The 22,649-nt window shown below is 36.2% G+C and carries 23 protein-coding genes; 18 read left to right on the forward strand and 5 right to left on the reverse strand.

The features are described from left to right. The first annotated feature begins 39 nt into the window (after positions 1–39). Positions 40–180, forward strand: a complete 141-nt coding sequence (locus P3F81_RS01375; RefSeq protein WP_177503729.1) for a hypothetical protein — start codon at positions 40–42, stop codon at positions 178–180. Positions 181–216: 36 nt separating this feature from the next. Beyond that, on the forward strand, positions 217–1,752 hold the full coding sequence (locus P3F81_RS01380) for a recombinase family protein (RefSeq protein ID WP_147667056.1): 1,536 nt from the start codon (positions 217–219) through the stop codon (positions 1,750–1,752). Between the two features lie 58 nt (positions 1,753–1,810). Here the strand turns inward: P3F81_RS01380 and P3F81_RS01385 are convergent, their stop codons facing one another. Genes P3F81_RS01385 through P3F81_RS01405 form a run of 5 tightly spaced genes read right to left on the reverse strand, consistent with a single transcriptional unit; the run spans position 1,811 to position 7,315 of the window. Beyond that, positions 1,811–2,815, reverse strand: coding sequence for a tripartite tricarboxylate transporter substrate binding protein (locus P3F81_RS01385; protein WP_309320552.1), 1,005 nt, complete (start codon positions 2,813–2,815; stop codon positions 1,811–1,813). 51 nt (positions 2,816–2,866) lie between these two features. Continuing rightward, the gene (locus P3F81_RS01390) at positions 2,867–3,871 is read right to left on the reverse strand and encodes a tripartite tricarboxylate transporter substrate binding protein (RefSeq protein WP_309320553.1); all 1,005 of its coding nucleotides are present in this window, start codon (positions 3,869–3,871) and stop codon (positions 2,867–2,869) included. A 4-nt stretch (positions 3,872–3,875) separates the two neighbouring features. Then, the gene (locus P3F81_RS01395) at positions 3,876–5,390 is read right to left on the reverse strand and encodes a tripartite tricarboxylate transporter permease (protein WP_309320554.1); all 1,515 of its coding nucleotides are present in this window, start codon (positions 5,388–5,390) and stop codon (positions 3,876–3,878) included. 40 nt (positions 5,391–5,430) lie between these two features. Beyond that, positions 5,431–5,853 (reverse strand): tripartite tricarboxylate transporter TctB family protein, encoded by a 423-nt coding sequence (locus P3F81_RS01400; protein WP_147667051.1) that lies wholly within the window; start codon positions 5,851–5,853, stop codon positions 5,431–5,433. 13 nt (positions 5,854–5,866) lie between these two features. Further along, positions 5,867–7,315, reverse strand: a complete 1,449-nt coding sequence (locus tag P3F81_RS01405) for an ATP-binding protein (RefSeq protein ID WP_309320555.1) — start codon at positions 7,313–7,315, stop codon at positions 5,867–5,869. A gap of 247 nt (positions 7,316–7,562) precedes the next feature. Between P3F81_RS01405 and P3F81_RS01410 the strand changes: the two genes are divergently transcribed. The 16 genes from P3F81_RS01410 to P3F81_RS01485 all read left to right on the forward strand — a co-directional run bounded on the left by P3F81_RS01410 (position 7,563) and on the right by P3F81_RS01485 (position 22,521). Further along, a complete protein-coding gene (locus P3F81_RS01410) occupies positions 7,563–8,126 on the forward strand; it encodes a phosphatase PAP2 family protein (RefSeq protein ID WP_309320556.1) in 564 nt (187 codons plus the stop codon). A gap of 82 nt (positions 8,127–8,208) precedes the next feature. Further along, positions 8,209–8,331: a sporulation transcriptional regulator SpoIIID gene (locus P3F81_RS01415; RefSeq protein ID WP_309320557.1), complete on the forward strand. Its 123-nt coding sequence runs from the start codon at positions 8,209–8,211 to the stop codon at positions 8,329–8,331. A 119-nt stretch (positions 8,332–8,450) separates the two neighbouring features. Further along, complete coding sequence (locus P3F81_RS01420) at positions 8,451–9,479, forward strand: rod shape-determining protein (protein WP_147667047.1); 1,029 nt, start codon at positions 8,451–8,453, stop codon at positions 9,477–9,479. A 19-nt stretch (positions 9,480–9,498) separates the two neighbouring features. Beyond that, positions 9,499–10,245, forward strand: coding sequence for a flagellar basal-body rod protein FlgF (gene flgF / locus P3F81_RS01425; protein WP_147667045.1), 747 nt, complete (start codon positions 9,499–9,501; stop codon positions 10,243–10,245). A 100-nt stretch (positions 10,246–10,345) separates the two neighbouring features. Further along, the gene (gene flgG / locus P3F81_RS01430) at positions 10,346–11,134 is read left to right on the forward strand and encodes a flagellar basal-body rod protein FlgG (protein WP_147667043.1); all 789 of its coding nucleotides are present in this window, start codon (positions 10,346–10,348) and stop codon (positions 11,132–11,134) included. A 9-nt stretch (positions 11,135–11,143) separates the two neighbouring features. Beyond that, positions 11,144–12,121 (forward strand): flagellar basal body P-ring formation chaperone FlgA, encoded by a 978-nt coding sequence (flgA, locus tag P3F81_RS01435; RefSeq protein WP_147667041.1) that lies wholly within the window; start codon positions 11,144–11,146, stop codon positions 12,119–12,121. 16 nt (positions 12,122–12,137) lie between these two features. Next, positions 12,138–12,734 carry a flagellar basal body L-ring protein FlgH gene (locus tag P3F81_RS01440; RefSeq protein ID WP_147667039.1) on the forward strand — a complete coding sequence of 199 codons (597 nt, stop codon included), beginning with the start codon at positions 12,138–12,140 and terminating at the stop codon, positions 12,732–12,734. A 14-nt stretch (positions 12,735–12,748) separates the two neighbouring features. Further along, positions 12,749–13,864 (forward strand): flagellar basal body P-ring protein FlgI, encoded by a 1,116-nt coding sequence (locus P3F81_RS01445; protein WP_147667037.1) that lies wholly within the window; start codon positions 12,749–12,751, stop codon positions 13,862–13,864. An 18-nt stretch (positions 13,865–13,882) separates the two neighbouring features. Next, the gene (locus P3F81_RS01450; RefSeq protein ID WP_147667034.1) at positions 13,883–14,236 is read left to right on the forward strand and encodes a rod-binding protein; all 354 of its coding nucleotides are present in this window, start codon (positions 13,883–13,885) and stop codon (positions 14,234–14,236) included. Positions 14,237–14,294: 58 nt separating this feature from the next. Further along, positions 14,295–15,698 carry a phosphodiester glycosidase family protein gene (locus P3F81_RS01455; protein WP_147667032.1) on the forward strand — a complete coding sequence of 468 codons (1,404 nt, stop codon included), beginning with the start codon at positions 14,295–14,297 and terminating at the stop codon, positions 15,696–15,698. A gap of 75 nt (positions 15,699–15,773) precedes the next feature. After that, positions 15,774–16,073: a biotin/lipoyl-containing protein gene (locus P3F81_RS01460; protein ID WP_147667030.1), complete on the forward strand. Its 300-nt coding sequence runs from the start codon at positions 15,774–15,776 to the stop codon at positions 16,071–16,073. A 16-nt stretch (positions 16,074–16,089) separates the two neighbouring features. Next, entirely contained in the window at positions 16,090–17,994 is a 1,905-nt protein-coding gene (locus P3F81_RS01465) for a SpoIVB peptidase S55 domain-containing protein (RefSeq protein WP_309320558.1), read from the forward strand. Positions 17,995–18,323: 329 nt separating this feature from the next. Beyond that, positions 18,324–19,097, forward strand: coding sequence for an MlaE family ABC transporter permease (locus P3F81_RS01470; RefSeq protein WP_147667025.1), 774 nt, complete (start codon positions 18,324–18,326; stop codon positions 19,095–19,097). 10 nt (positions 19,098–19,107) lie between these two features. Further along, on the forward strand, positions 19,108–19,872 hold the full coding sequence (locus P3F81_RS01475) for an ABC transporter ATP-binding protein (RefSeq protein ID WP_147667023.1): 765 nt from the start codon (positions 19,108–19,110) through the stop codon (positions 19,870–19,872). Next, positions 19,856–21,127 carry an MlaD family protein gene (locus P3F81_RS01480; RefSeq protein WP_147667021.1) on the forward strand — a complete coding sequence of 424 codons (1,272 nt, stop codon included), beginning with the start codon at positions 19,856–19,858 and terminating at the stop codon, positions 21,125–21,127. The genes P3F81_RS01475 and P3F81_RS01480 overlap by 17 nt, the downstream gene beginning before the upstream one ends. Before the next feature lie 104 nt (positions 21,128–21,231). Then, positions 21,232–22,521: a TolC family protein gene (locus tag P3F81_RS01485; RefSeq protein WP_177503767.1), complete on the forward strand. Its 1,290-nt coding sequence runs from the start codon at positions 21,232–21,234 to the stop codon at positions 22,519–22,521. Positions 22,522–22,649: the final 128 nt, after the last annotated feature.

The raw sequence follows: 22,649 nt of genomic DNA on the forward strand, positions 1-22,649 counted from the left end.
AATATTTATTAGTACAAGCATTAGAGGGAGATGAAAAAAGTGAAAATTCAATTTGAAAACTGCAATTCAAGTAGTGAGATAGAAAAATTTTTACCGTTAATTCTTGCAGAAGCATTGATGATGAAAATCAAGTGCGATTTAGAACAAAGTAAATCAAAACCAGAAGAAATGATGGGGTAAACTAGACACAGAATCTTTACTGTTTGGAGGAATCATATGCTGAATGATCAAGTGAAATCAAAGATTGCAGCCTATTGTAGGGTATCAACGGATAAAGATGAACAGATTATGAGTTTACAAGCCCAGAAAGAATTTTTTATGGAATATGCAAATCGTAACCATTTAGAACTGGTTGAGGTATATGCGGATGAGGGAATTAGTGGAACAAAATTAAAAAATCGTCGTGAATTTAAGCGAATGATGAAAGATGCAGAACGTGGAAGATTTTCCTCGGTGCACGTAAAAGACGTTTCTAGGCTTGCTCGTAATGTAGTAGATTTTTTGCAAAGTATTCGTAAACTCAAATCTTTAAATGTTGATTGTCGATTTGTTACGGCGAATATGTCCAGCAATGATGGTGAGCTTACATTGACCATTTTAGCTGCTGTTGCCCAAGAAGAAAGTGCTAATATTTCCAAAAGAGTTAAATTTGGCAAAAAGCGTAATGCAGAGAAAGGGCGTGTACCTAATTTAGTTTATGGATATGATAAAATTCATGGGGAATATTTCGATTTAAAAGTTAATCCATATGAAGCAAGGATCATTCGAAAAATGTTTGATTTGTATCTAAATCAAGGATTTGGTTTTTTTAAAATTGCAAATTTTTTAAACAAAGAAGGGATAAAGACAAAGCGAGATTGTAAATGGCATCCATATTCAGTAGGAAAAGTTCTAAGCAATCAACTTTATATGGGAAGAGTAATAAATGGAAAATCCTATGTGAAAGACTTTCTAACTGGTGAACGGGGCGTGAATCGCGAAGCGGATTTTTTTATTGCAAACAAACCAGATTTAATGATTGTTGATGAATATACATTTAAAAAAGCGCAAAAAATTATGAAAAAACGAAATGAAGATTTTCGACATAAAAAGGAGCGGCAATCGAATAAGTATTGCTTTAGTACATTGATTCAATGTGAGAGCTGTGGATACAGTTTTCGTCGGATGTATAGAAAGTATACAAAAGAATATATACGATGGGTTTGTACAGGGCGTAACTCTCAAGGAAAAGACTTTTGTAATAATGGAACTACGATTGATGAAGCAGAACTGCTAACTGCTATTCAAGATTATTTTTCAGAAATGATAGATTCACAAAAAAATTTAATGGGGAAAGTTATTCATTTACTAAAAAGAAAATGGAGTAAAGAGGATTTTACTTGTAATACAAATAAAATTCAAAAAGAAATTGTTCGACTAAAACGGATAAAGCGCAAGCAAACTGAAATGTATGAATTTGAGATTATTTCGATAGAGGAATTAAAAGAGCGTGTGGGCGAGATTAATAGGCAAATTGAGTCGTATGAAAAGGAGATGAAAAGTTTTAAACAAGAAGAAAATATTCACATGCAAATTGATATGCTAGTGCAAAGATATTGTGTAAATATAAAAGAAATTTTAAGCAGTGGTGAGTGTGGCAATATGTTATTAAAAAACTTAATTGAAAAAATTTTAGTTAGTGAACAAGGCAATATAAAAGTTAAATTAAATTTATTTTCAGAAGTAGACATAATGAATATATGTAGTGGCTAATAAAAATGGCAGAACTCAGTGGTTGAGTCCTGCCATTTTTATTGTTGAATATGATAAACTATTGTTTTTGTGCTTGGATTTGCTCAATAATATCAGTTTCTTTTAATATGTTAGTCAACTTTTCAGTGTCGGATATCCATTTCTTTTTAGTTTCTTCAGAATTTAAATAACTGACTTCCATGCCTAACTGGTCAAGATTTGTTTTAAAATCAGGGTCGCTAATCATATTTTTTAGTGATTCAGCAAGTTTATTCTTTGTTTTTGCGTCAATTTCTTTTGGTGCGGCTATACCATACCAATTTTCTAAAACAATATCAAATCCTAATTCTTGAAAAGTAGGTATTTTGCTAAGTGCAGAATTGGATAAATGTTTTTCTCCAGATATGGCTAATGCTTTTAATTTACCGCTTTTAATTTGTTCAGTTAAAGCACCAGGGCTGGCAATGATAAATTGGACATGATCACCTAGTAATGCAGATATTGATTCACTTGCTCCGCGAAAGGGCACTTGTTCGATTTCAATATTCGCTTTTTTGGCAAATATTTCACCAATAATGTGGCTAGAGTCACCAATTCCTGAATGCCCGAACTTGATTTCCCTAGGGTGTTGATTACAGTATGTAATTAAATCATCTAATGTCTCCCAAGAGTGATTGGCGTTTACAACTAAAATTGAAGGGGTTGTTGAGATTTGTACGATTGGCTCAAGTGCAGTTGGGTAATGATATTTTGTAGCTCCATATAATGGTTGCAAAATTAAATTTAAAGGACTTAATCCAATTGTATATCCATCAGGAGATGCAGTAACTAATTCATTAAGACCAATTGTACAACTTCCACCAGGTTTATTAAGAATAATAAAATTTTGATTAAGATATTTTGGAGCTAATTTTTCCAATGCCCTTGCTTGTAAATCAGTTCCGCCGCCGGCACTAAATGGGACAATTACATTTATAGGCTTATTAGGGTAATCATTTTTTTCTTCAGTCATTGTACATCCAGCCATTGTAATTCCTGTAATGAATATACTCATCATAAGAAATACTAGTGATTTTTTTTGCATGTCTTTACATCTCCTTTTTATTATTCATTAAGTTTTTAATTACTTTAAAAATTATTTTTTCTGTGCTTGAATTTGTTCAATAATATCAGTCTCTTTTAACATGTTAGATAGCTTTTCATTATCAGCAATCCATTTTTTTTTCGAGTCTTCGGAATTTAAATAACTTACTTCCATGCCAAGCTTTTCAATATTTACTTTAAATTCTGGGTCTGCAATCATTTTGGTTAATCCTGCTTCTAATTTCTTTTTTGTCTCAGAAGTAATTTCTTTTGGTGCAATAATGCCGAACCAATTTTCTAAAACTATATTATATCCTAGTTCTTTAAAAGTTGGTGTTTGCGCAAAAATAGGATTAGTAGAGCGATTTTCGCTTGATATAGCCAATGCTCGTAATTTTCCACTTGCGATTTGCTCCGTTAAAGCACCTGGGCTCGCAACTACGATTTGAATATGTCCCCCTAACAAAGCAGCTGTAGACTCACTTGCACCTTTAAATGGAATTTGATTAATGCTGATATCAGCTTCTTTGGCAAATATTTCTCCGATTATATGGCTTATATCTCCGATTCCGGCATGCCCTAAATTTATTTTATTAGGATTCTGCTTACTAAATTTAATTAAATCATCAAGTGTTTGCCATGGTTGGTCTGTATTTACTACAAATAATAAAGGAGTAGTAGAAAACTGAACTATTGGTTCAAGTGCAGTTGGATAATGGTATTTTGTTGATCCATATAAAGGTTGCAAAAGTAAAGCTGCGTAACTGATCCCGATGTTATATCCATCGGATGGTGAAGTTACTAGTTCATTCCAAGCAACACTTCCACCACCACCAGGTTTATTAAGAATAATAAAATTTTGGTCAAGATATTTAGGTGCTAATTTTTCTAGAGTTCTAGCTTGTAAGTCGGAACTTCCTCCAGCTGTAAATGGGACAATTACATTTATAGGCTTATTAGGGTAATCGTTTTTTTCTTCGGTCATTGTACATCCAGTCATTGTAATTCCTGTAATAAATAAACCCATCATAAGAAATACTAGTGATTTTTTTTGCATGTCTTTACATCTCCTTTTTATTATTATCGTGACACTTTTTTGTGTACGATATTTGAAAATTTTTGAACCATTTAAACAAATTATAGATAGCAAAAAGAAGCCCGACACATATAATTGTTGCGGAAATCGGTCGTGTTAGCATGTCTAGTAAACTGCCGTCACAGATAATTAATCCTTGAATTAATCTTTGTTCAAGTTCAGGGCCAATGACTATTCCAATGATGAGTGGTGCTGGCTCAAAGCCTGTACGATTTAGGAAGAATCCTAGTACGCCAAATAATAAAATGCATATTAGATCAAATACACTATTGTTAACCGCATACGCTCCGGTTAATGTTAGTACAATAACTAATGGCATTAGTATATATAACGGTGTTCGTAATAGTTGGACGAAAACACCAACCAAGGGCAAATTGATAATAAGCAGCATAACATTACCTACGTACATACTGGCGATAAGACCCCAAAATAAGTCTGGATATTGTGTAATTAAGGAAGGTCCCGGAAGAATTCCGTGGACCATGAATCCGCTTAGTAAAATTGCGGTACCGCCACAAAACGGCAATCCTAAAGATAAAAGAGGAATCATGCTTGCGGAACTAGCTGAATTGTTTGCAGACTCAGGACCGGCGACACCTTCAATTGCACCATGACCAAATTCAGCAGGATTTTTGCTGCAATATTTTTCTAATGCATAGGAGACAAACGTTGAGATTGTTGATGAAGGCCCTGGCATTAATCCGACTAAAAAGCCCGAAATACTGCCGCGGAAAATTGGGGCTATAGAGCGCCGGCATTCCTCGTGTGTTGGATATAAATCGCGAAATTTAAATTTTTGAATAGCTGATGGCGGGGCGGAGGAGGCCATGACAGTTAGAATTTCACCGATGCCGAATATTCCCATAGCTAGAAGGGATAAATCAAATCCACGGTCTAGCTCATCAATACCAAAAGTAAATCGGCTAATTCCTGACAGGGAGTCTAATCCAGCCGTACCAAGCATAATTCCTAAAGTAACCATTAACGTGGATTTTAGCATAGAAGTCCCTGTTAGTTTTGTTAAAAAAAATAAGGCGACAATTGATAAGGCAAAGTATTCTGGTGGTCCAAAGCTTAAGGCAAGGTTGGCTAAAGGTGGAGCAAACAAGGTGAGCCCGATGACGCCGATAGTGCCAGCAATAAATGAACCTATTGCTGAGACTGTTAAAGCAGCACCTGCTCTTCCACGTTGTGCCATGGCATAGCCATCGATACAGGTTACAACAGATGCTGTTTCTCCGGGGACATTCATCAAAATAGAGGTAGTCGATCCGCCATATTTAGAACCGTAATAAATTCCTGCAAACATAATTAAAGATGAGGTAGGATCCATCGTATAACTAAATGGCAGTAATAAAGAAATTGCACCGATTGTTCCAATTCCAGGCAAAACTCCGACGAGTGTTCCTAATAAAACTCCTATGGCACATGCTACTAGATTTGCTGGCATCATGCTGACGGTAAAACCGTGTAATAGCATATCGAAAGTTTCCAAGGTAAAACCTCCTTAGCTGTTTTGATTAAGGTAATGTTACATCTAGGTAGTATTTAAAAAGTAAATAAAAAGAGGTTGAACTGATAAAAGAAATGATAAATGGATTCCACCGATCTGTTTTTTCTGATGCAATTTTAAGTAGATAGAATAGAAAAAATAAGGTTGAGAAGAAGTAGCCCAAAAATTTAAAAAACAAGATATAAAAAATCAATCCTAAAAGTATAAATGTAAATTTTGTCCAGTTTACTGATTCTGCAGACTCTGCTTTGGTTGAACGGAGTTGTTTGATAATTAATATGAAAGACAAAATTATAGCGATAATTCCAATGGTTATTGGCAAAAAACCAGACTGAGGATTTTGAAGCGAGCCAAAGGATAATTGATGAGCAAAATAAAGATAGAGTAAACTTACTATTGCAAACATAGCGGTAAGTATTTTCTCGGTCATAGCAATACTCCTTTTAGTTTTTATTATTTGAATCTATGGAGGGGAAGGTAACGATGAAGGTTGTACCTTCTCCTATTTGACTGTTGAATGTTAGAGTGGCTTTATGACGATGAATAATCCGAGAGCAAATCGCTAGGCCAAGTCCTGTTCCTTTATCCTTGGTTGTAAAAAATGGTGTAAATAAATGATCTCGAATGTCTTTTGAAATCCCAATTCCAGAATCTTTAATTGTTAGAACTACATTATTGCTAGTTGATACTGTTGAGATATGGATTGATCCTCCATCAGGCATAGCATCAATGCTGTTTTGAATCATATTAAGAATAAATTGATGAATGCTATTTTTATCTAAAAGTAAATTTGGAATATCGCTTAAGTCTAAATAAACTTTACAGTCATAATATAGTGCATTTGCGTGAAGTAAAGGATAGATATCTTGTAAAATGGTATTTAAATTCATTTTTTGAAAGTTCATTGCTTTATTTTTTGATAGGGATAAAAACTCAGTAATAATCGCATTGGCACGATTAATTTCGGTAATCATTAAATCAAAATTTTCTTTATGTTTATTGAATTCATTCTTTCGGCTCATGAATTGAAGCAGACCTTTTACGGTTGTAAGTGGATTGCGAATTTCATGCGCGATTCCAGCGGCCATTTCGCCCACGATATTTAATCGGTCTAATTGTGTCATTTTTTCTGTTTGTTTGCTTATATAATTTAAAATTGGAGCAAATTCTGAAAAGGAAATATCTATATCGTGAGAGTTCCCCGAAGAGATGGATTTAGCAAATTTAATCAAATCTTCTTTCAATCTAAGGCATAGTTCATGAAAAGCAATAACACAAAATAAAAGCATAACAAATGTGATTAAAAAGGTGTCCATTGTTCTTTGCCATAGGATTTTATATACTTTACTTTGATTAACGCTAGCGAAAGCCTGGGCAACGATAACTCCATTCTCTTTAATTGGAATACAGTAAGTAATTGATTTTTCACCATGCCATAAAGAGGAAAACTCCTCTTCAATGAGTGACGTTGTAGTCACATCATGGATGGGATTTGCTTTATTTAGTGACATGTCGATAAGTAAAGATTCATCAAATTTTGACCCAATAGCAACTACATTTTTACAGTTTTTCGAATAGTAGCCAAATTGAATTCGTTTATAAGGCATACAAACTTCATCAATTATTGGTTGGAGCTTTTGGTTAAGAGAATAAATAGTCAATTGATTTGATTGATTTAGAGCTGTAGCTTGTATATAAGTTTCTGAAAAAAGATTAGGGGGGCTTTTCTCAGCTAAAAATTCTGTGATTGAAGTTAAATAACGTAAATTTTGTTTATTTTCAGCTTGTAACAAAAGCCAGTCGTTATAAATGGTAATTACCAGTATAACGAGAAAAACAACACTGACTATTTTAATATTAAACTTCGTTGTTAAATTGATCACCTTCATCATGTGAAACCTTTCTTGTCTACAAGTTATTTTCGACAACAAACGACAAAAATAAACAATAATGTAAAATAATTGTTGCAGTATTAAGGTTTCGCTATTGGGGATTAAACTCCTGCAAAAAATGTAAATTGGTAATTCTTTTTATCTTTTTAGAGAAGGATTTTTGAAACAAAGGTTGAACATTGATAAACTTCATATAGGATTTCTAATTTAAAAATATGTTTCGATATTTAGAAGGATGGTAAAGAATATGGTTTATGAAGTAGCTTTATTGGATACAAAAATTTTATTTCTGTTGCAAGAAGAGGTTAGAAATGAATATTTAACACCAGTTTTTAAATTGATTACGCACAGTGGTGATATGGGGATCATTTGGATTATAAGTGCTATCGTATTGTCGATTTATAAAAAAACAAGGACGATTGGCATATTGGCATTTATGGCCATGTTGCTATATGCTTTAATAGGGAGTGGATTTTTAAAGAATATTGTTCAGAGAACGCGCCCGTTTGATGCGCTAGATGGATTATCTTTATTGACGGGGCGTCCATCAGGATATTCTTTTCCGTCAGGACATACTGGAATTGCATTTGCAGCAGCAGGTATTTATCTGAGGTATCTTCCACTAAAATATGGAATAGGTGCAATGGTTTTAGCAGGTTTAATAGGATTTTCTCGCCTATATTTGGGGGCACATTATCCAAGTGATGTTATCACTGCTGCTTTTATTGGAAGCGTATCGGCGCTTTTGATTATTAAATTGAGTCGATATATAAATGAAAAAACGAATTTTAAATATAATAAAGTGACCTGAGATAGAGAGTGTGTGGAAATGTAAAAATTTTACGTTCCATTTTTTATTATCTGTACATAAGGATATGATAGAAAGATTGCCCATGTTGAATAAAGCTTTGTCGGACAGAGTGAGAATTGTCTTGGAAAAAAATAAGGCGGAACGCCATATTCGGGGTGGCGAAGCGACGCGAAAGAAATATAAATATTATAAAGAAAATCTTTAATTATAAAGGATTTAATTGTAAAATGTAGAATAAAGCATGTTGAGTAAAATTTTCTGTAATTGATATTAGAATGCTTTACGATTTTGCTGACTGAATGTAGTTTTGGAAGGGGATTTTCAATGTTGGGAATGTCAATGGATATTGGTGTGGATTTGGGAACGGCCAATGTTTTGGTTTATATAAAAGGCAAAGGGGTTGTTTTAAACGAGCCTTCTGTTGTAGCTATTGATAAAGATTCAGATAGGGTTCTTGCTATAGGTGAAGAGGCACGTCGTATGATTGGGCGTACGCCTGGAAATATTGTTGCGATCCGTCCGCTTCGTGAAGGGGTTATTGCGGATTATGATACAACGGAAAGTATGCTTCGCCATTTTATTGAAAAAGTTGCGGGAAAAAGCTTTTTGTTTAAGCCTCGTATTATGGTATGTATTCCATCTGGAGTAACGACTGTTGAAAAACGTGCTGTATTAGAGGCAGCTGTACAAGCGGGCGCGCGTAAAACTTATTTAATTGAGGAACCGCTTGCAGCAGCTTTAGGAGCTGGGCTTGAAATTTCTGAGCCATATGGTGCGATGGTGGTGGATATCGGTGGTGGAACTACCGATGTTGCTGTGATTAGCTTGGGTGGAATTGTTATAAGCGATTCGTTAAGAATCGGTGGTGACAAATTTGATGAAGCGATTATTCGTTATGTGAAAAATGAGTATAATATCATGATCGGGGAGCGTACGGCAGAGGATATTAAGGTTAATATTGGAGCGGCGATGCGCGATGCCCGTAGTGGTTCGCTCGAGGTACGTGGGCGTGATTTATTAACGGGATTGCCAAAAACGATAAAGATGGAAGTAAATGAAACTTGTGAGGCTCTCAATGAACCTGTTAGCCGAATTATCCAATGTGTCAAGAAGGTGCTTGAAGACACACCACCTGAACTCGCGGCTGATATTATGGATCGTGGTATTGTCATGACGGGTGGGGGCTCAATGCTTTTTGCATTGGATCGCTTAATTCAAAAAGAAACAGGAATTCCAACGTATTTAGCAGATGATGCATTGTCTTGTGTTGCGCTTGGAACAGGCAAGGCATTGGATTCCATAGATAAATTGGAAGATAGTTTAACTACACTGAAAAATACAAGTATAAGATAATTCTAGGAGGTGTCTTAATTTGATACGTGGGCTTTATACAGCGGCATCAGGAATGATTACAGAGACTACGCGTACGGATGTTATTTCAAATAATTTAGCAAACGTAACCACTACTGGTTATAAAAAAGATGAAACGGTGAGTTCTGAATTTGAACGAGTTCTAATTCGACGTATCAATGATGGACAAGTAGCACCTCAAATTGGCGAGTTGGGTCGTGGTTCGAAAATTGATGAAATTTATACACAACATGAACAGGGGTCAACGCAGCAAACAGGGAACACTTTTGACCTTGCGATTGAAGGAAAAGGTTACTTTGTAGTTGATACTCCTCAAGGGACAAGGTATACCCGTAATGGGTCTTTTAATTTAGCTGAGAATGGACAACTTGTTACGAATGAAGGATTTCCTGTTTTAGCAGAAGGTCGTCCAGTGCAAATTAATGGAAACGGCAATGTAACTATTGGCGCCGATGGGCGAATCGCATTGGATAATGAGCAAATTGCAACACTTGATTTTGTTGAGTTCGATGATGATAGAGTTTTGAAAAAAGAAGGTAACAGCATGTATGTTGCTCCGCAAGGAGAGCGTTCTAGACAAGCTACGGGGAAAATTAGTCAAGGCCAGCTGGAACTGTCAAATGTCAATGTTGTATCAGAGATGGTTAAACTGATTAATGCATATCGAGCATATGAAACGAATGCAAAGGCATTGCAATCAGAAGATTCAATGTTAGAAAAAGCAGTGAATGAAGTTGGCAGAGGATAATTGTACTTAACATTTTCGTTTATTATTACGATATAATATTGAAAAGTGTTTTAAATTGACTGAATTTGCAAGAAATATTTTTTGATGGGAGTTTTTTATTATGATGCGTGCATTGTGGACTGCAGCTTCAGGGATGAATGCGCAACAGAGTAACATGGATGTTATTTCTAATAATTTAGCGAACGTAAATACAACAGGACATAAAAAACATCGGGCTGAATTTCAGGATTTAATGTATCAAACGCTTCGTCAAGCGGGTGCTGATTCTGGCCCAGATACACAATTGCCTACTGGCTTACAAATGGGGCATGGCGTTCGTATGGTAGCTACGAATACAATACATACACAAGGAAGTTTTCAAAGCACGGGAAATCCATTGGATGTTGCAATTGAAGGTGAAGGCTATTTTCAGATTGAGCTGCCTGATGGGACAACAGCATATACGCGAGATGGTTCTTTCAAACGTGATAATACTGGTCGTATGACTACTTCAGAAGGATACTTATTAACGCCAGAAATTGTAATTCCGGATAATGCTACAGATATTACGATTTCAGGTGAAGGACGCGTTTTTGCGGCTATTCCTGGACAAAATGAACCAGAAGAATGTGGACAAATTGAACTTGCTCGTTTTACGAATCCATCTGGGTTGTCGAGCATGGGGAAAAACTTGTATTTGGAAACAGCGGCTTCAGGAGTGCCCGTTACAGGTAATCCAGGCGAAGACGGTGCTGGTACACTTGTTCAATCGTATTTAGAAATGTCAAATGTGCAAATCGTTGAAGAAATGGTGAATATGATTGTTGCGCAACGTGCTTATGAAACAAATTCAAAAGCGATTACAACGTCTGACTCTATGTTAGAAGTAGCAAATGGATTAAAACGGTAGAGTGAGATAATGAGAAAAATTTTACTTAGTCTGCTGATTTTACTTGGAATATTACAAGGGTTAGCATGTGCTGAGGAATCTTCGATTACGATTAATGTATATGATACTTGCAATATTAGTGGACCAGATGTTTTATTGGGCGATATCGCAGATATTTTTGGCTACGATAATTCTAGGATAGAACAATTACGAAATTTAAAAGTTGCAAATGCAGCTGCACCCGGAGAAGATTTAGTCTTAACGAGTGAATTGCTGGGAATAAGGCTTAGTTCAGCTGGGGTGGATTTTTCAGGTATTGCTTGGAATATCCCCCCCACTATTAAAATTAAGACAGAATCACAGTTAATATCTGGGGATTCATTGGTGCAAATTGCAAAGAATTTTGTTTATGGTCAAATAGATTTATCTTCGTCAGAGCGTATATATACGGTTGAAGCCTCTAATCTTCCGAGAAATTGTTTTTTGCCGTTAGGTGATGTTCAATATAAAGTTGATCTGCCCTATGGAGTTCGTTATAGTGCACCTACAAATGTGGTCGTTAATATTTATATTAACGGTGCATTTTATACGAAAAGTATGCTTCGTTTACAAGTTACAATGCAGGAACCTGTAGTTATGGCAACACGTAGTATTGCGAAAGGTGAAATGCTTACAGCAGGAGATTTGCATTTAGTCACTGTTGATACAAGTCGATTACCAGCAGGGTATTTAACGAATACGAATGATGCGGTTGGTTTAGTTGCCCGGCGAAATATTAATATAGGGGTTCCGATTACCAAAAGTTTGCTTGATAAAGAAATACTGATTAAGCGTTCTGATATGATTAATCTTCTTTCAAAGGTAAATGGTGTAGAAATTGTTGTTCCTGGAATGGCAATGCAAAATGGTCGTGTAGGAGATAGAATTCGTGTGAAGAATACGTTGTCTAACAAGATTGTAATGGGACGAGTAATTGATGAAAAAACGGTACAAGTTGGGACTCATTGAAGGCAGGTGTAGATAAATGAAAAAAATGAATAAATTATGTGCAATGCTGATTTTATGCACAGTTATCCTTATGAGTTTTCCACTACAGGTAAATGCGGAGTCCTTATGGGTAGATGATTCAAGTGGGCTTAATCTGTTTGCCGATAGAAAAGCACGGTTAGTAGGAGATTCCTTAACGATTATTATTAAAGAAAGTTCTAATGCTTCACGCTCAGGAAGTAGTAATAATTCTAAATCGGGATCAAATACTTTAGCGGCAGGAACGGGAATTTTTGATTTTTTGGCTGCTGCAAGCGCAAGTGGTGAGGATAAATTTCAATCTTCAGGGAAGATTACAAATACGAATACCGTTACAGGAAAAATTACTGTGCAGGTAACGGAAGTTAAGCCTAATGGAAATCTAGTGGTTTCGGGTACACAGTCTATTAAACAAAATACCGATTTACATACGATTACGATTACAGGGATTGTGCGTCCTGATGATATTGCAGCAGATAATACTGTATTATCTTCTTATGTTGCAAATGCAGAAATGAAGTTTGATGGAAAAGGTCCAATTAATGCAAAACAACGTCAAGGTATATTGACGCAGATATTTAATATTTTATTTTAATTTTGGAGGCTATTATGCAAAAAAAGATAGCGACAATCGCATTATTAGTTATCCTCTGTTTTATGACTACAACTGTTTTTGCTGCCTCGACTACAGTGAGTACGAGAATAAAAGATATTGCTAAAGTACAAGGCGTTCGTTCAAATCAGCTAATTGGTTATGGACTTGTTGTTGGTTTAGCTGGAACTGGAGATTCAAATAAGACTTTAGAAACATTACAATCTGTGGGGAATATGTTAAAAGCATTTGGTGTTAGTATAGATTCTTCACAGTTGAAAACGAAAAATGTTGCTGCTGTTATGGTAACCGCAAATTTACCGGCATTTGCTAGACCGGGAGATACGATTGATTTAACAATTTCATCTATGGGGGATGCGAAAAGTATCCAAGGTGGTACTTTGTTACAGACTCCGCTAAAAGCAGCGAATGGGCAAGTTTATGCTGTAGGACAAGGTGCTGTTTCAACAGGGGGGTTTGCGACTTCTTCTGGAGGTGGTGGTACTAGCAAGAATTTTACGACAGTAGGACTTTCACCAAATGGTGGAATTGTTGAGCGCGATGTTGAGGCAAAATTAGGCTCCGATGGTACGATTTCCTTATCATTAGCAAAACCAGATTTTACAACAGCCGCAAGAATTACAAATGCGATTAATTCTAGATTTGGTAATATTGCTGGAGCGAATAATCCTGGTACGGTAAAGATTACGGTCCCCTATATGTATCAAAATAATTTAATTGGTTTTGTTGCGGAGCTGGAGGATTTATATGTTACGCCTGATAGTATTGCAAAAGTTGTTGTAAATGAACGAACTGGAACGATTGTTATGGGCGGTAATGTTGCAGTAGATGAAGTTGCCATTGCACAAGGTGGTTTAAATGTAAATATAGTGAAAACGACTTCTGTGAATCAGCCACAACCATTCTCATTGGGGGAAACGATTGTATCGAAGGATACTGACGTACAAGTTACTGAAGATAAGGCACATACGATTGTCCTTTCGGCAACGGCAAATGTGAGTGATGTTGTAGGGGCGTTAAATGCAATTGGAGCAACACCACGTGATATCATTTCTATATTACAAGCGATGAAAGCTGCTGGAGCGCTTCATGCAGATTTAGAGATTATTTAAAATTAGGGGTGAAGCATAGTGCAAATTGATGCGATTTCTTCATCGGTAGCGATGAGCGAATATAATAATGCAAAATCAAAAAGCAGTACGGATTTTGCCCAACATTTAGAAGAAGCAACAAAAACGGCAAAAGAAAAACAAGATGATAAGAAACTAAAATCGGCTTGTAAGGATTTTGAAGCGATGTTTTTGAATTTAATGTATACAAAAATGCGTGAGACTGTTCCTAAAAATACTTTATTTGGCGATTCGAATGAAGAGCAAATTCTGCAGTCAATGCTGGATACAGAATTGACAAAAAAAATGGCGGATGCCGGGGGCATGGGATTAGCTGATATGTTGTATCGACAATTATCATTATCGAAAAAATAATAGTTGCCAGGCTCCGAGTAGCCTGGCTTTTCTAATATAGTATAGGAAGTGTGGTTAAATGAAGCGGTTTAATAAATATAGTGCTGTAATATTCCTTGTATTAGTCATGTTTATGCAAGTTGTTTTTGCAGCCCCGGCTAGTTCGGTAACGAATATTCGTTTTAGTCAAAAAGCTGAGGCTGTTCGTATTGTGTTTGATGTTGATTCAGTTCCTTCTTATGAAGTGAAACAAGAGGTAAATGGCACAAAAATTATTTTGAATATGCCAAATACAATGAATAAAGCGAATTTAACATCTTTACCAATTAAAGATACGGCTATAAAGAGTATTGATTTTGCAATGGATGCAAAAAACAATTTCAGTACGATTATCACATTGAATAGAAATGCAGTTTACAAAGTTAATACACTAAAAAATCCTAATAGAGTCTATATTGATATTATCAAAAATTATGATCAAAAGATTGTAGACCAAATTGCGCCAGGATTTCAGCATATAACGCTAATGCGAGGAAATGAAAAAGGGATGATTACTGCGCATGTGTTAGATATAGATTTGAAAAAGGGATACCAGATAAAACCTGCGTTAGCGAACGGGGTGATTGCAGGGCGGCAGACGGTTAGTGGTATTGCGAAAGACAATAATGCGATTGCGGCGATAAATGCTTCCTATTTTGCTTTAAATGGTGAAATACTTGGCTTGACCAAAATAGATTCAACGATTGTTAGTACAGCCGGATTGGCGCGTAGTGCATTAGGAATTGCGGAAGATGGAACCCCTTTTATTGGGACTGTTGATTATCAAGGTTTGGTAAAATTGCGTGACGGTGAAACTTTACCGATTTCAGGTGTGAATTCTGAACGTGGTGAAAATGGAGCAGTACTCTATAACCAATATTATGATAAAACCACGAAGACGAATATTTATGGCAGGGAATATGTAATTAAAGATAATGAAGTGATTGCAATTAATCCTAATAATTCCGCCTTGAAAAAAGGTGAAGTAGTTTTATCTGTTCATGGATCAAGTGCAGATAGGTTAGCCAATCTACAAGTTGGTCAGGATTGTGTCATTACAGAGGATTTGGGAGAGCCTTGGAATAAAGCGAAAGATATTCTGGGGGTTGGCCCATTGCTTGTACAAAATGGTAGTGTATATTTGACGACAAAAATAGAGCAGTTTGGTCCTGACGTTGCAAGTGGCAGGGCGCCTAGAACTGCTGTTGGGTTAACAAAAGATGGACATGTTTTACTAGCGGTTATCGACGGCAGGCAAAGCCATAGTATTGGATACACTTTATTAGAATTAGCTTTATTTATGCAGGAAATGGGTGCGGTAAGTGCTGTTAATTTTGATGGTGGTGGTTCAAGTGAAATGGTAATTGGTAAAGATATTATAAATTCTCCATCAGACGGTGGGGAACGAAAAGTTGGTTCTGCATTGGTGGTTTTAGGAAAATAGACTAAATACTTGCGATTACTTATAGTTAAGGTATAATGGAAATATAGACGGAATCTTTAGAAAGAGGTGTTTCGTATGCTTCATAAGAAAAGTATATTACTCATAATATTTAGCTTATTATTTGTATTTGGTGTTTGGACGGTTGCTGCTGGATCTTTAGTAAATCAGCAAGCAGTTTTGTCAGGAGAAGTTGTTAGTGCTGTAGCTGTTGGAGAGCATGTAGTAGAAGGAAGTGAACTGGTAAGAGTAAAAACTCTTGCAGGATCAAATACTGCTGCTCGTTCGAATACAAGTGGAATTGTTCGAGAGGTTTTAGTAACTCCAGGTAATAAAATTAATAGTGGTGATGTAGTGGTTCGTATTGAGGCACAATAATGAGAGGATGAATAGGTTGGTACAATTTTTAAAAAATATGGTATGGGCAATTTTATTGCTTATATATATGCCCATCGCTTGTGTACAAGCATCCCCAGAGATTATGACGGTTGATCAATTGCAGCCGGGTATGCATGGAGTTGCAAAGACAGTGATTAGAGGAACTGCTGTAGAAAGTTTTGCTGTAGAGATTATTGGAGTATTACGCGATGGTGCGCCAGAAGGTATGATTTTAGGTCGTGTATCAGGTGATGTGATCAATCAGACTGCTGGTGTATTACAAGGAATGAGTGGGAGTCCAGTATATATTGATGGAAAACTAGTTGGAGCAATTTCTGGCGGTTGGCCGAGTATTGATGCAAGAGTTTGTGCAATTACGCCAATTGCGGAAATGCTAAAAATATGGGATATGCCAGATGATAAAGGCGAGAAAAAGATTCATCAAGTAGAAGTGAATGCGCCTTTGGAAACTGCAAATGTAGAAAAGGATAAAGTTTCCGCACTGGAAAGCAAAGAGGAAAGTAAGGATTTATTTTTAGAAAAAGAAAAAGAAGTTGTTGAGGCAGTTAAGCAAGTAGACCCGGAAAAGGCTTCAACTATGTTAGTTGCTACAGGTTTTACTCCAGCGGCATTCTCGATGCTTGAGGAGAAGTTGGCACCTTTGGGAATGAAACCATACCAAGGAATTGGCTCGGCGAATGATTCGTATGCTCCAATTCAATTAGAACCGGGAAGTGCTTTGGGTGTTGCGCTGGTTCGAGGCGATTTTAGTTTGGCTGCTACTGGCACAGTTACTGCAATTGAGGGAAATAAGCTTGTTGCTTTTGGACATCCTTTTTATCGTCGCGGTAATGTAAATTATTTTTTAACGGATGCAGTTGTATTGACATCAGAGCATGGATTAAATGGTGGTTTTAAATTCGGGCAGACAGGAAATTTAATCGGTGTAATTAATCAGGATCGTACTGCGGGAATTGGTGGCGTCATTGGCAAATACCCTAGCGTAATTCCGATGCAGATTACGGTAAAAGATAAACAATTAAATAAAGATAGTGTTTATAACCTTCAACTGGCATATGATGAGGAGCTTACTGCGCCATTAGCCGCGTCTATGGTGTATAATGCAATTGATAAAACGATGGATCGTATAGGCGAAAGCACGGCAAAAATTGATTTTGAAATACAAGCAAATTCGGTTCCGGGTGGAGTTATTAAGCGTGATAATATGTATTATAGTATGCAAGACTCTGGACAGTTAGCCGTTGGGGAGCTGTTTCAAGCGTTGAATATGTTAAGCACAAATACGTTCCATGAAATTGATATTTTTAGTGTAAAAGCAAATGTTGAAATTGATCAAACGCGTCGTACGGCATCTATTATTAGTGCTATACCGAAAAAGACAGCGGTTAAGCCAGGTGAGACTGTAGATATAGCAGTGAAATTGAAGCCTTATCGTTCAGAGGAAGTCACTGTGAATGTTCCTTATACTGTTCCTGCAAAACAACCGAAAGGAACAATGATGCTTGAGGTGCGTGGGGGCGGATTGATTTCGCTGGCGCAGCTTATGATGAAACAGCAGGGAATTGACCTCAGCGCAGAAGAAGACAAAACGAGACCTTTAGAAGAAGATATTAAAAAATTCTTGGAAGCAAATAAAAATAATGAAATTGTTGTGGCCCCTGGCGTTATGAATCCAAATTTACCAAATCAAAATAAGCCAATCCAAGAACCTCAACAAGTCCAAGAGCCAATAAATCCAGTAGTCCCGGAGGAAAGTTCTAAGACAGAAGATGTTTCGGAAAGAAAAATGGGGACGATTGGAGATGAAAAATTAGAAGAAGAGAATGTGCAATCTAAGAACAGGAAAACCGTTGATTATATTATTGATAACATTCAAAGGATTTCGCTAAAAGTAGAATAATAAAGCCAAACCGAAGAATAAATAAACATTCTTCGGTTTTTTTTGCCAAAAATTAATATTTTTTTTATTAAAATGCCAAAAAAATATTTTGCTTAGCAGGGATATGATAAAAAAAATTGAATTAAATATAGGATAATAGTAAATAGTAGTTTACTATTATTATTTTTGTTCTGTAATTCGTCAGCTGTTATAAACAAGGCTGTTTCAGTGGAAATTTTAACTTCCGCTGAAACAGATACGTAATCCGAGACTTACGAGGTCTTTGCTTTCGCTTGAAGAAGGTAGATCACGTTCGCTAGCGGATAAATGAAATAAGAGAGCGGGGATAGATGGTGATAGCCTTTCTGGAAAGGATTGGACGAGAGGTTTTAAAATTTATTGAAGGCTTTGGTTCTGTACTAATGCTTGGTTATGAAACGATATGTCAATTTAAGAAGCCTCCGAAATTTAAACATGTTTTAGAGCAAATGGCGCATTTGGGAGTAGATACATTACCGATTGTTACATTAACGATTCTGTTTACAGGAATGGTAATTACGCTCCAAACAGCAACGGAATTTATTAAATTTGGTGCACAATCTACGGTAGGTGGAATTGTTGCAATTGCGATGGGGCGTGAATTAGCGCCTGTTTTAACAGGTGTAGTTGCGGCTGGGCGCGTTGGTGCAGCAATTACTGCAGAAATCAGCTCAATGAAAGTGACGGAGCAGATTGATGCATTAAGAGTAATGGCAACAAATCCTATAGCCTATTTGGTCGTTCCTAGGCTTTTGGCTTGTATGATCATGATTCCGTTATTGACTATTTTCGCTAATGTAATTGGTAGTTTTGGTGGCTATCTTGTAGCAACTTTATATGCGGGAATCAACTCAATAACGTATACCCAATCCATACAAAACTTCACTGTTCCTTATGATATTACTGGTGGATTGATTAAGTCGGTATTTTTTGGCGCTGTAATTGCAATTATTGGATGTTACAAAGGGTTGAATGCACCAAATGGAGCTGTTGGTGTTGGTAAAGCTACGACTGGGTCGGTTGTGGGTTCAATTATTACAATCTTTATTTCCAATTGTTTTTTATCATTGATTTTATATCGTTAGGAGTAGTGAAATGATTGAATTAAAGGGTGTAAATAAGAGCTTTCAACAGCGTAGAATTTTGAAAAATATTAATCTGGAAATTACAAAGGGGGAAACTCTGGCAATTATTGGTGCTAGTGGCTCTGGAAAAAGTACGTTGTTGCGTTTGATTATTGGCTTATTAAAACCAGATAATGGAGAGATCTGGATTAAAAATAAGGAGATTAGTAATCTTTCAGAAAAAGAATTGAATGAAGTTCGTTTGAATATGGGAATGGTCTTTCAATATTCAGCGCTATTTGATTCTATGACAATAGGAGATAACGTTGCCTTTGGACTGAGGGAGCATACAACCTTGTCTGAAGCGGAAATCAAGGAGATTGTACAAGAAAATTTGCGAATGGTTGATTTAGAAGGTTTTGAAAATATGATGCCAAATGAGTTGTCGGGTGGAATGAAAAAACGTGTTAGTCTAGCTAGAGCTATCGCATTTAAACCAGAAATTTTGCTTTATGATGAACCTAGCGCGGGATTGGATCCGATGATGAGTGCGAAAATTGATGAATTGATTTACCATATGCAGCAAAAATTAGGTGTTACTTCAATTGTTGTTACGCATCACATGAATAGTGCTTTTGCAATTGCCGATCGAATTGCGATGATTCATGAAGGAGAAATTATTGCAATTGGAGATGTTGAAATGATACAAAATCTAGAAAATCCCATTGTACAAAATTTTATTCATGGATCGAAACGATTTACAGGAGGTGATAGAGGAAATGACAACAGAAGCTAAAGTAGGTTCTTTTTCGCTAGGCGCATTAGCTGTATTAGTTTTTATTATTGTTCATTTAAGTGGTGCCAGCTGGGAAGAAAAGGGCTATAATATAGAAGCTGTTTTTGCTCATGTAGATGGATTAAAAGCTGGGAATATGGTTCGTTATGCCGGAGTTGAAGTTGGAAAAATTACTGGAGTGGAGCCTGTCATTGATGGAGCAAAAGCTCATTTAATGATTAATAAAAACGTGAAGATTCCTCACGGATCTATTTTCGTTGTTAGTACAGATGGCTTCATGGGAGAAAAGTTTATTAGCATTTTACCGAATAGTGAGGCGGAAAATTTTTTGAAGCCCAATGACGTTGTAGAAGGGAAATCACAAAAAAGTTTAGACGATTTAATTGCTAGAGCTGATCTTGTTATGGCGGATATGGAAACGCTATTGTCCTCGCTTAACACAATTTTTGGTGATGAAAGAGTGCAGCAGTCATTTATTGAATCTGCAATTAATATCAAGGAATTAACGGCTAATTTGAATAAGATGAGTCTTGTTTTAGCTAGGATGGCGGTTGATAATGAAGGAGATATTCGCGTGATGGTCAATAATTTGAAATTGATGAGTGCGAATATGTTAAATGCCTCTGCAAGAGTAGATGCCATGATTACCGATTTCGATAACAATGGACAAACTACTGCTGACTTAAAGGAAGCGATTGCGAATTTGAATGTGACAAGTAAGCGGGTAGAGCATATGGCTGCTTCACTAGAAGGCGTAGTGACCGACCCTAAAACGGCAGAAAATATTAAAGTGACATTACAAAATGCTAGAAATGTTAGTGAAAAAGCTGATAAAATGATGACGCGGGTTTCAAATATTAAAACCGAGTTTGGGGCAGAGCTGCTTTATCATGGAGGTGAAAGACGTTATTTAAGCAATGCAGATTTTAAGATTTTTACAAATCCAAATAGCTTTCTTCTATTAGGGGTTAGTGATATTGGAGAAGAGAATAAAACAAACTTGCAAATTGGGTCAGGGAATGATAAATTTACAGGTAGAGTTGGTTTAATAGAAAGCAAAGCTGGTATCGGAATCGATACAAAACTGGGGGAAGATGTTAAATTCTCTGTAGATGCATATGACCCGAATGACTTTCGTGTAAAACTAAGGGCTCAGTATGAATTTGCACCCAATACTTTTTTAGTCAGTCAAACCGATAATATTAATAAAAGTGAAGAACGAGAAACGTTTGTCGGTTTGCGAAAAACTTTCTAAGAAATTGGAAATCTATTCGATTGACAGAAAACTAAAAGAAATCATATAATGGAAAACAGAACATGACTGAATAGTCAATGTTTAGTTTAAGGAGGAAAACTAGCGTGTCAAAAAAATATAATTGGAAAAAACATTTAGCGGTGGTATTAGCAGGGGGAATCTTTACGCTTGCAAGTACATCGGTATGGGCTAATGCAATAGATTTAACATTAGAAGAAAGTATTAATATGGCACTTAATAATAATAAGTCCATAAAAATATCTGGTACTGAAGTGGATAGTGCAAAATGGGCAGTGGAAGAAGCGAAAGGGAACAAAGGGTTTAGTTTAGGGTATATACACACAGATGGCCGTGCAAAAACCAGTTCTTCTCAGGGTTCTGTAATTGGGAACTCTTTTAAAAATCAGATTAAAGCCCAATTGCCAGTATATACTGGTGGGGCTTTAGAGGGAACGATCAATAAAGCTGAGATTGGAGCAGAATCAGCAGAGTTATCTTTAGAAAATACTAAGCAACAGGTAAAGCTAGACACGACAACAGCATATTTTAATATTTTAAAAACAGCAAATTTAGTACAAGTTGGGCAAGAGTCTGTAAACAGTTTGAACGGTCATTTAAAAAATGTTAATGCACAGTATGCGGTAGGAACTGTTGCAAAATCCGATGTATTGCGTTCTGAAGTTGAATTGGCAGATGCACAACAAAATCTTATTGTATATCAAAATAATTATGATTTAGCGATGTCTAACTTTAATAATATTGTTGGTTTAGAGTTGGATACGATAGTGAATATTAGTGATAAATTGCAATATACAGAGAATGATTTATCTTTAGAAGATAGCATTGCTTATGCATTAACACATCGTCCTGATGGAATTATGGCAGAAAAGAATATTGCAATGGCGCAAGAACAATTAAATGTGGCTAAAGCTGGCGGACGCCCAAATGTTTATTTGGGAGCTGAACAATCTTGGCTTAGTGATAAATTTCCTGGTGATGACGACAATGGCTGGAGCGTTGGGGTAACAACGAGCTGGAATGTTTTTGACAGCAATGTTACTCGTTCACAAATTAAACAAGCAGAAGCTGCAGTAATGAAAACAATGGAGCAAGAACAACAGAAAAAAGATGCAATTCAGCTAGAAGTGCGTCAAGCGTATTTAAATATGCGAGAAGCTGAAAAACGTATTCAAACAAATCAAGTAAGTGTAGAAAAAGCTGAAGAAGATTTTAAAATTGCACAAGTTCGCTACAGCGCAGGTGTAGGTACAAACCTTGATGTAATTGATGCACAAGTGGCATTAACTTCTGCAAGAACAAACTACATTGTATCTTTGTATGATTACAATACAAGCAAGGCAAGTCTAGATAAAGCAATGGGCGTTGGAATTTAATTTAGAAAATTAGGATTCAGATGAAGTTGTAATTTTATCTGAATCCAAGTTTTTCTTTATTTTCATGGATGTGTAAAGTTGAGATAGGGATATTGTTAAACAATATCCCTATGATTTTTAGATGGGAA

The organism is Selenobaculum gibii, from assembly GCF_030273445.1.
Lineage (GTDB): Bacteria > Bacillota > Negativicutes > ICN-92133 > ICN-92133 > Selenobaculum > Selenobaculum gibii.

What these genes read in the sequence shown, in the direction of transcription:
- P3F81_RS01415 (WP_309320557.1), top strand. Translation starts at nt 8,209, where the DNA reads ATGTTGAATAAAGCTTTGTCGGACAGAGTGAGAATTGTCTTGGAAAAA.
- P3F81_RS01440 (WP_147667039.1), top strand. Translation starts at nt 12,138, where the DNA reads ATGAAAAAAATGAATAAATTATGTGCAATGCTGATTTTATGCACAGTT.
- flgG (WP_147667043.1), top strand. Translation starts at nt 10,346, where the DNA reads ATGATGCGTGCATTGTGGACTGCAGCTTCAGGGATGAATGCGCAACAG.
- P3F81_RS01420 (WP_147667047.1), top strand. Translation starts at nt 8,451, where the DNA reads ATGTTGGGAATGTCAATGGATATTGGTGTGGATTTGGGAACGGCCAAT.
- P3F81_RS01470 (WP_147667025.1), top strand. Translation starts at nt 18,324, where the DNA reads ATGGTGATAGCCTTTCTGGAAAGGATTGGACGAGAGGTTTTAAAATTT.
- P3F81_RS01410 (WP_309320556.1), top strand. Translation starts at nt 7,563, where the DNA reads ATGGTTTATGAAGTAGCTTTATTGGATACAAAAATTTTATTTCTGTTG.
- P3F81_RS01480 (WP_147667021.1), top strand. Translation starts at nt 19,856, where the DNA reads ATGACAACAGAAGCTAAAGTAGGTTCTTTTTCGCTAGGCGCATTAGCT.
- P3F81_RS01445 (WP_147667037.1), top strand. Translation starts at nt 12,749, where the DNA reads ATGCAAAAAAAGATAGCGACAATCGCATTATTAGTTATCCTCTGTTTT.
- P3F81_RS01385 (WP_309320552.1), bottom strand. Translation starts at nt 2,815, where the DNA reads ATGCAAAAAAAATCACTAGTATTTCTTATGATGAGTATATTCATTACA.
- P3F81_RS01390 (WP_309320553.1), bottom strand. Translation starts at nt 3,871, where the DNA reads ATGCAAAAAAAATCACTAGTATTTCTTATGATGGGTTTATTTATTACA.
- P3F81_RS01400 (WP_147667051.1), bottom strand. Translation starts at nt 5,853, where the DNA reads ATGACCGAGAAAATACTTACCGCTATGTTTGCAATAGTAAGTTTACTC.
- flgA (WP_147667041.1), top strand. Translation starts at nt 11,144, where the DNA reads ATGAGAAAAATTTTACTTAGTCTGCTGATTTTACTTGGAATATTACAA.
- P3F81_RS01395 (WP_309320554.1), bottom strand. Translation starts at nt 5,390, where the DNA reads ATGCTATTACACGGTTTTACCGTCAGCATGATGCCAGCAAATCTAGTA.
- P3F81_RS01460 (WP_147667030.1), top strand. Translation starts at nt 15,774, where the DNA reads ATGCTTCATAAGAAAAGTATATTACTCATAATATTTAGCTTATTATTT.
- P3F81_RS01405 (WP_309320555.1), bottom strand. Translation starts at nt 7,315, where the DNA reads ATGATGAAGGTGATCAATTTAACAACGAAGTTTAATATTAAAATAGTC.
- P3F81_RS01380 (WP_147667056.1), top strand. Translation starts at nt 217, where the DNA reads ATGCTGAATGATCAAGTGAAATCAAAGATTGCAGCCTATTGTAGGGTA.
- P3F81_RS01455 (WP_147667032.1), top strand. Translation starts at nt 14,295, where the DNA reads ATGAAGCGGTTTAATAAATATAGTGCTGTAATATTCCTTGTATTAGTC.
- P3F81_RS01475 (WP_147667023.1), top strand. Translation starts at nt 19,108, where the DNA reads ATGATTGAATTAAAGGGTGTAAATAAGAGCTTTCAACAGCGTAGAATT.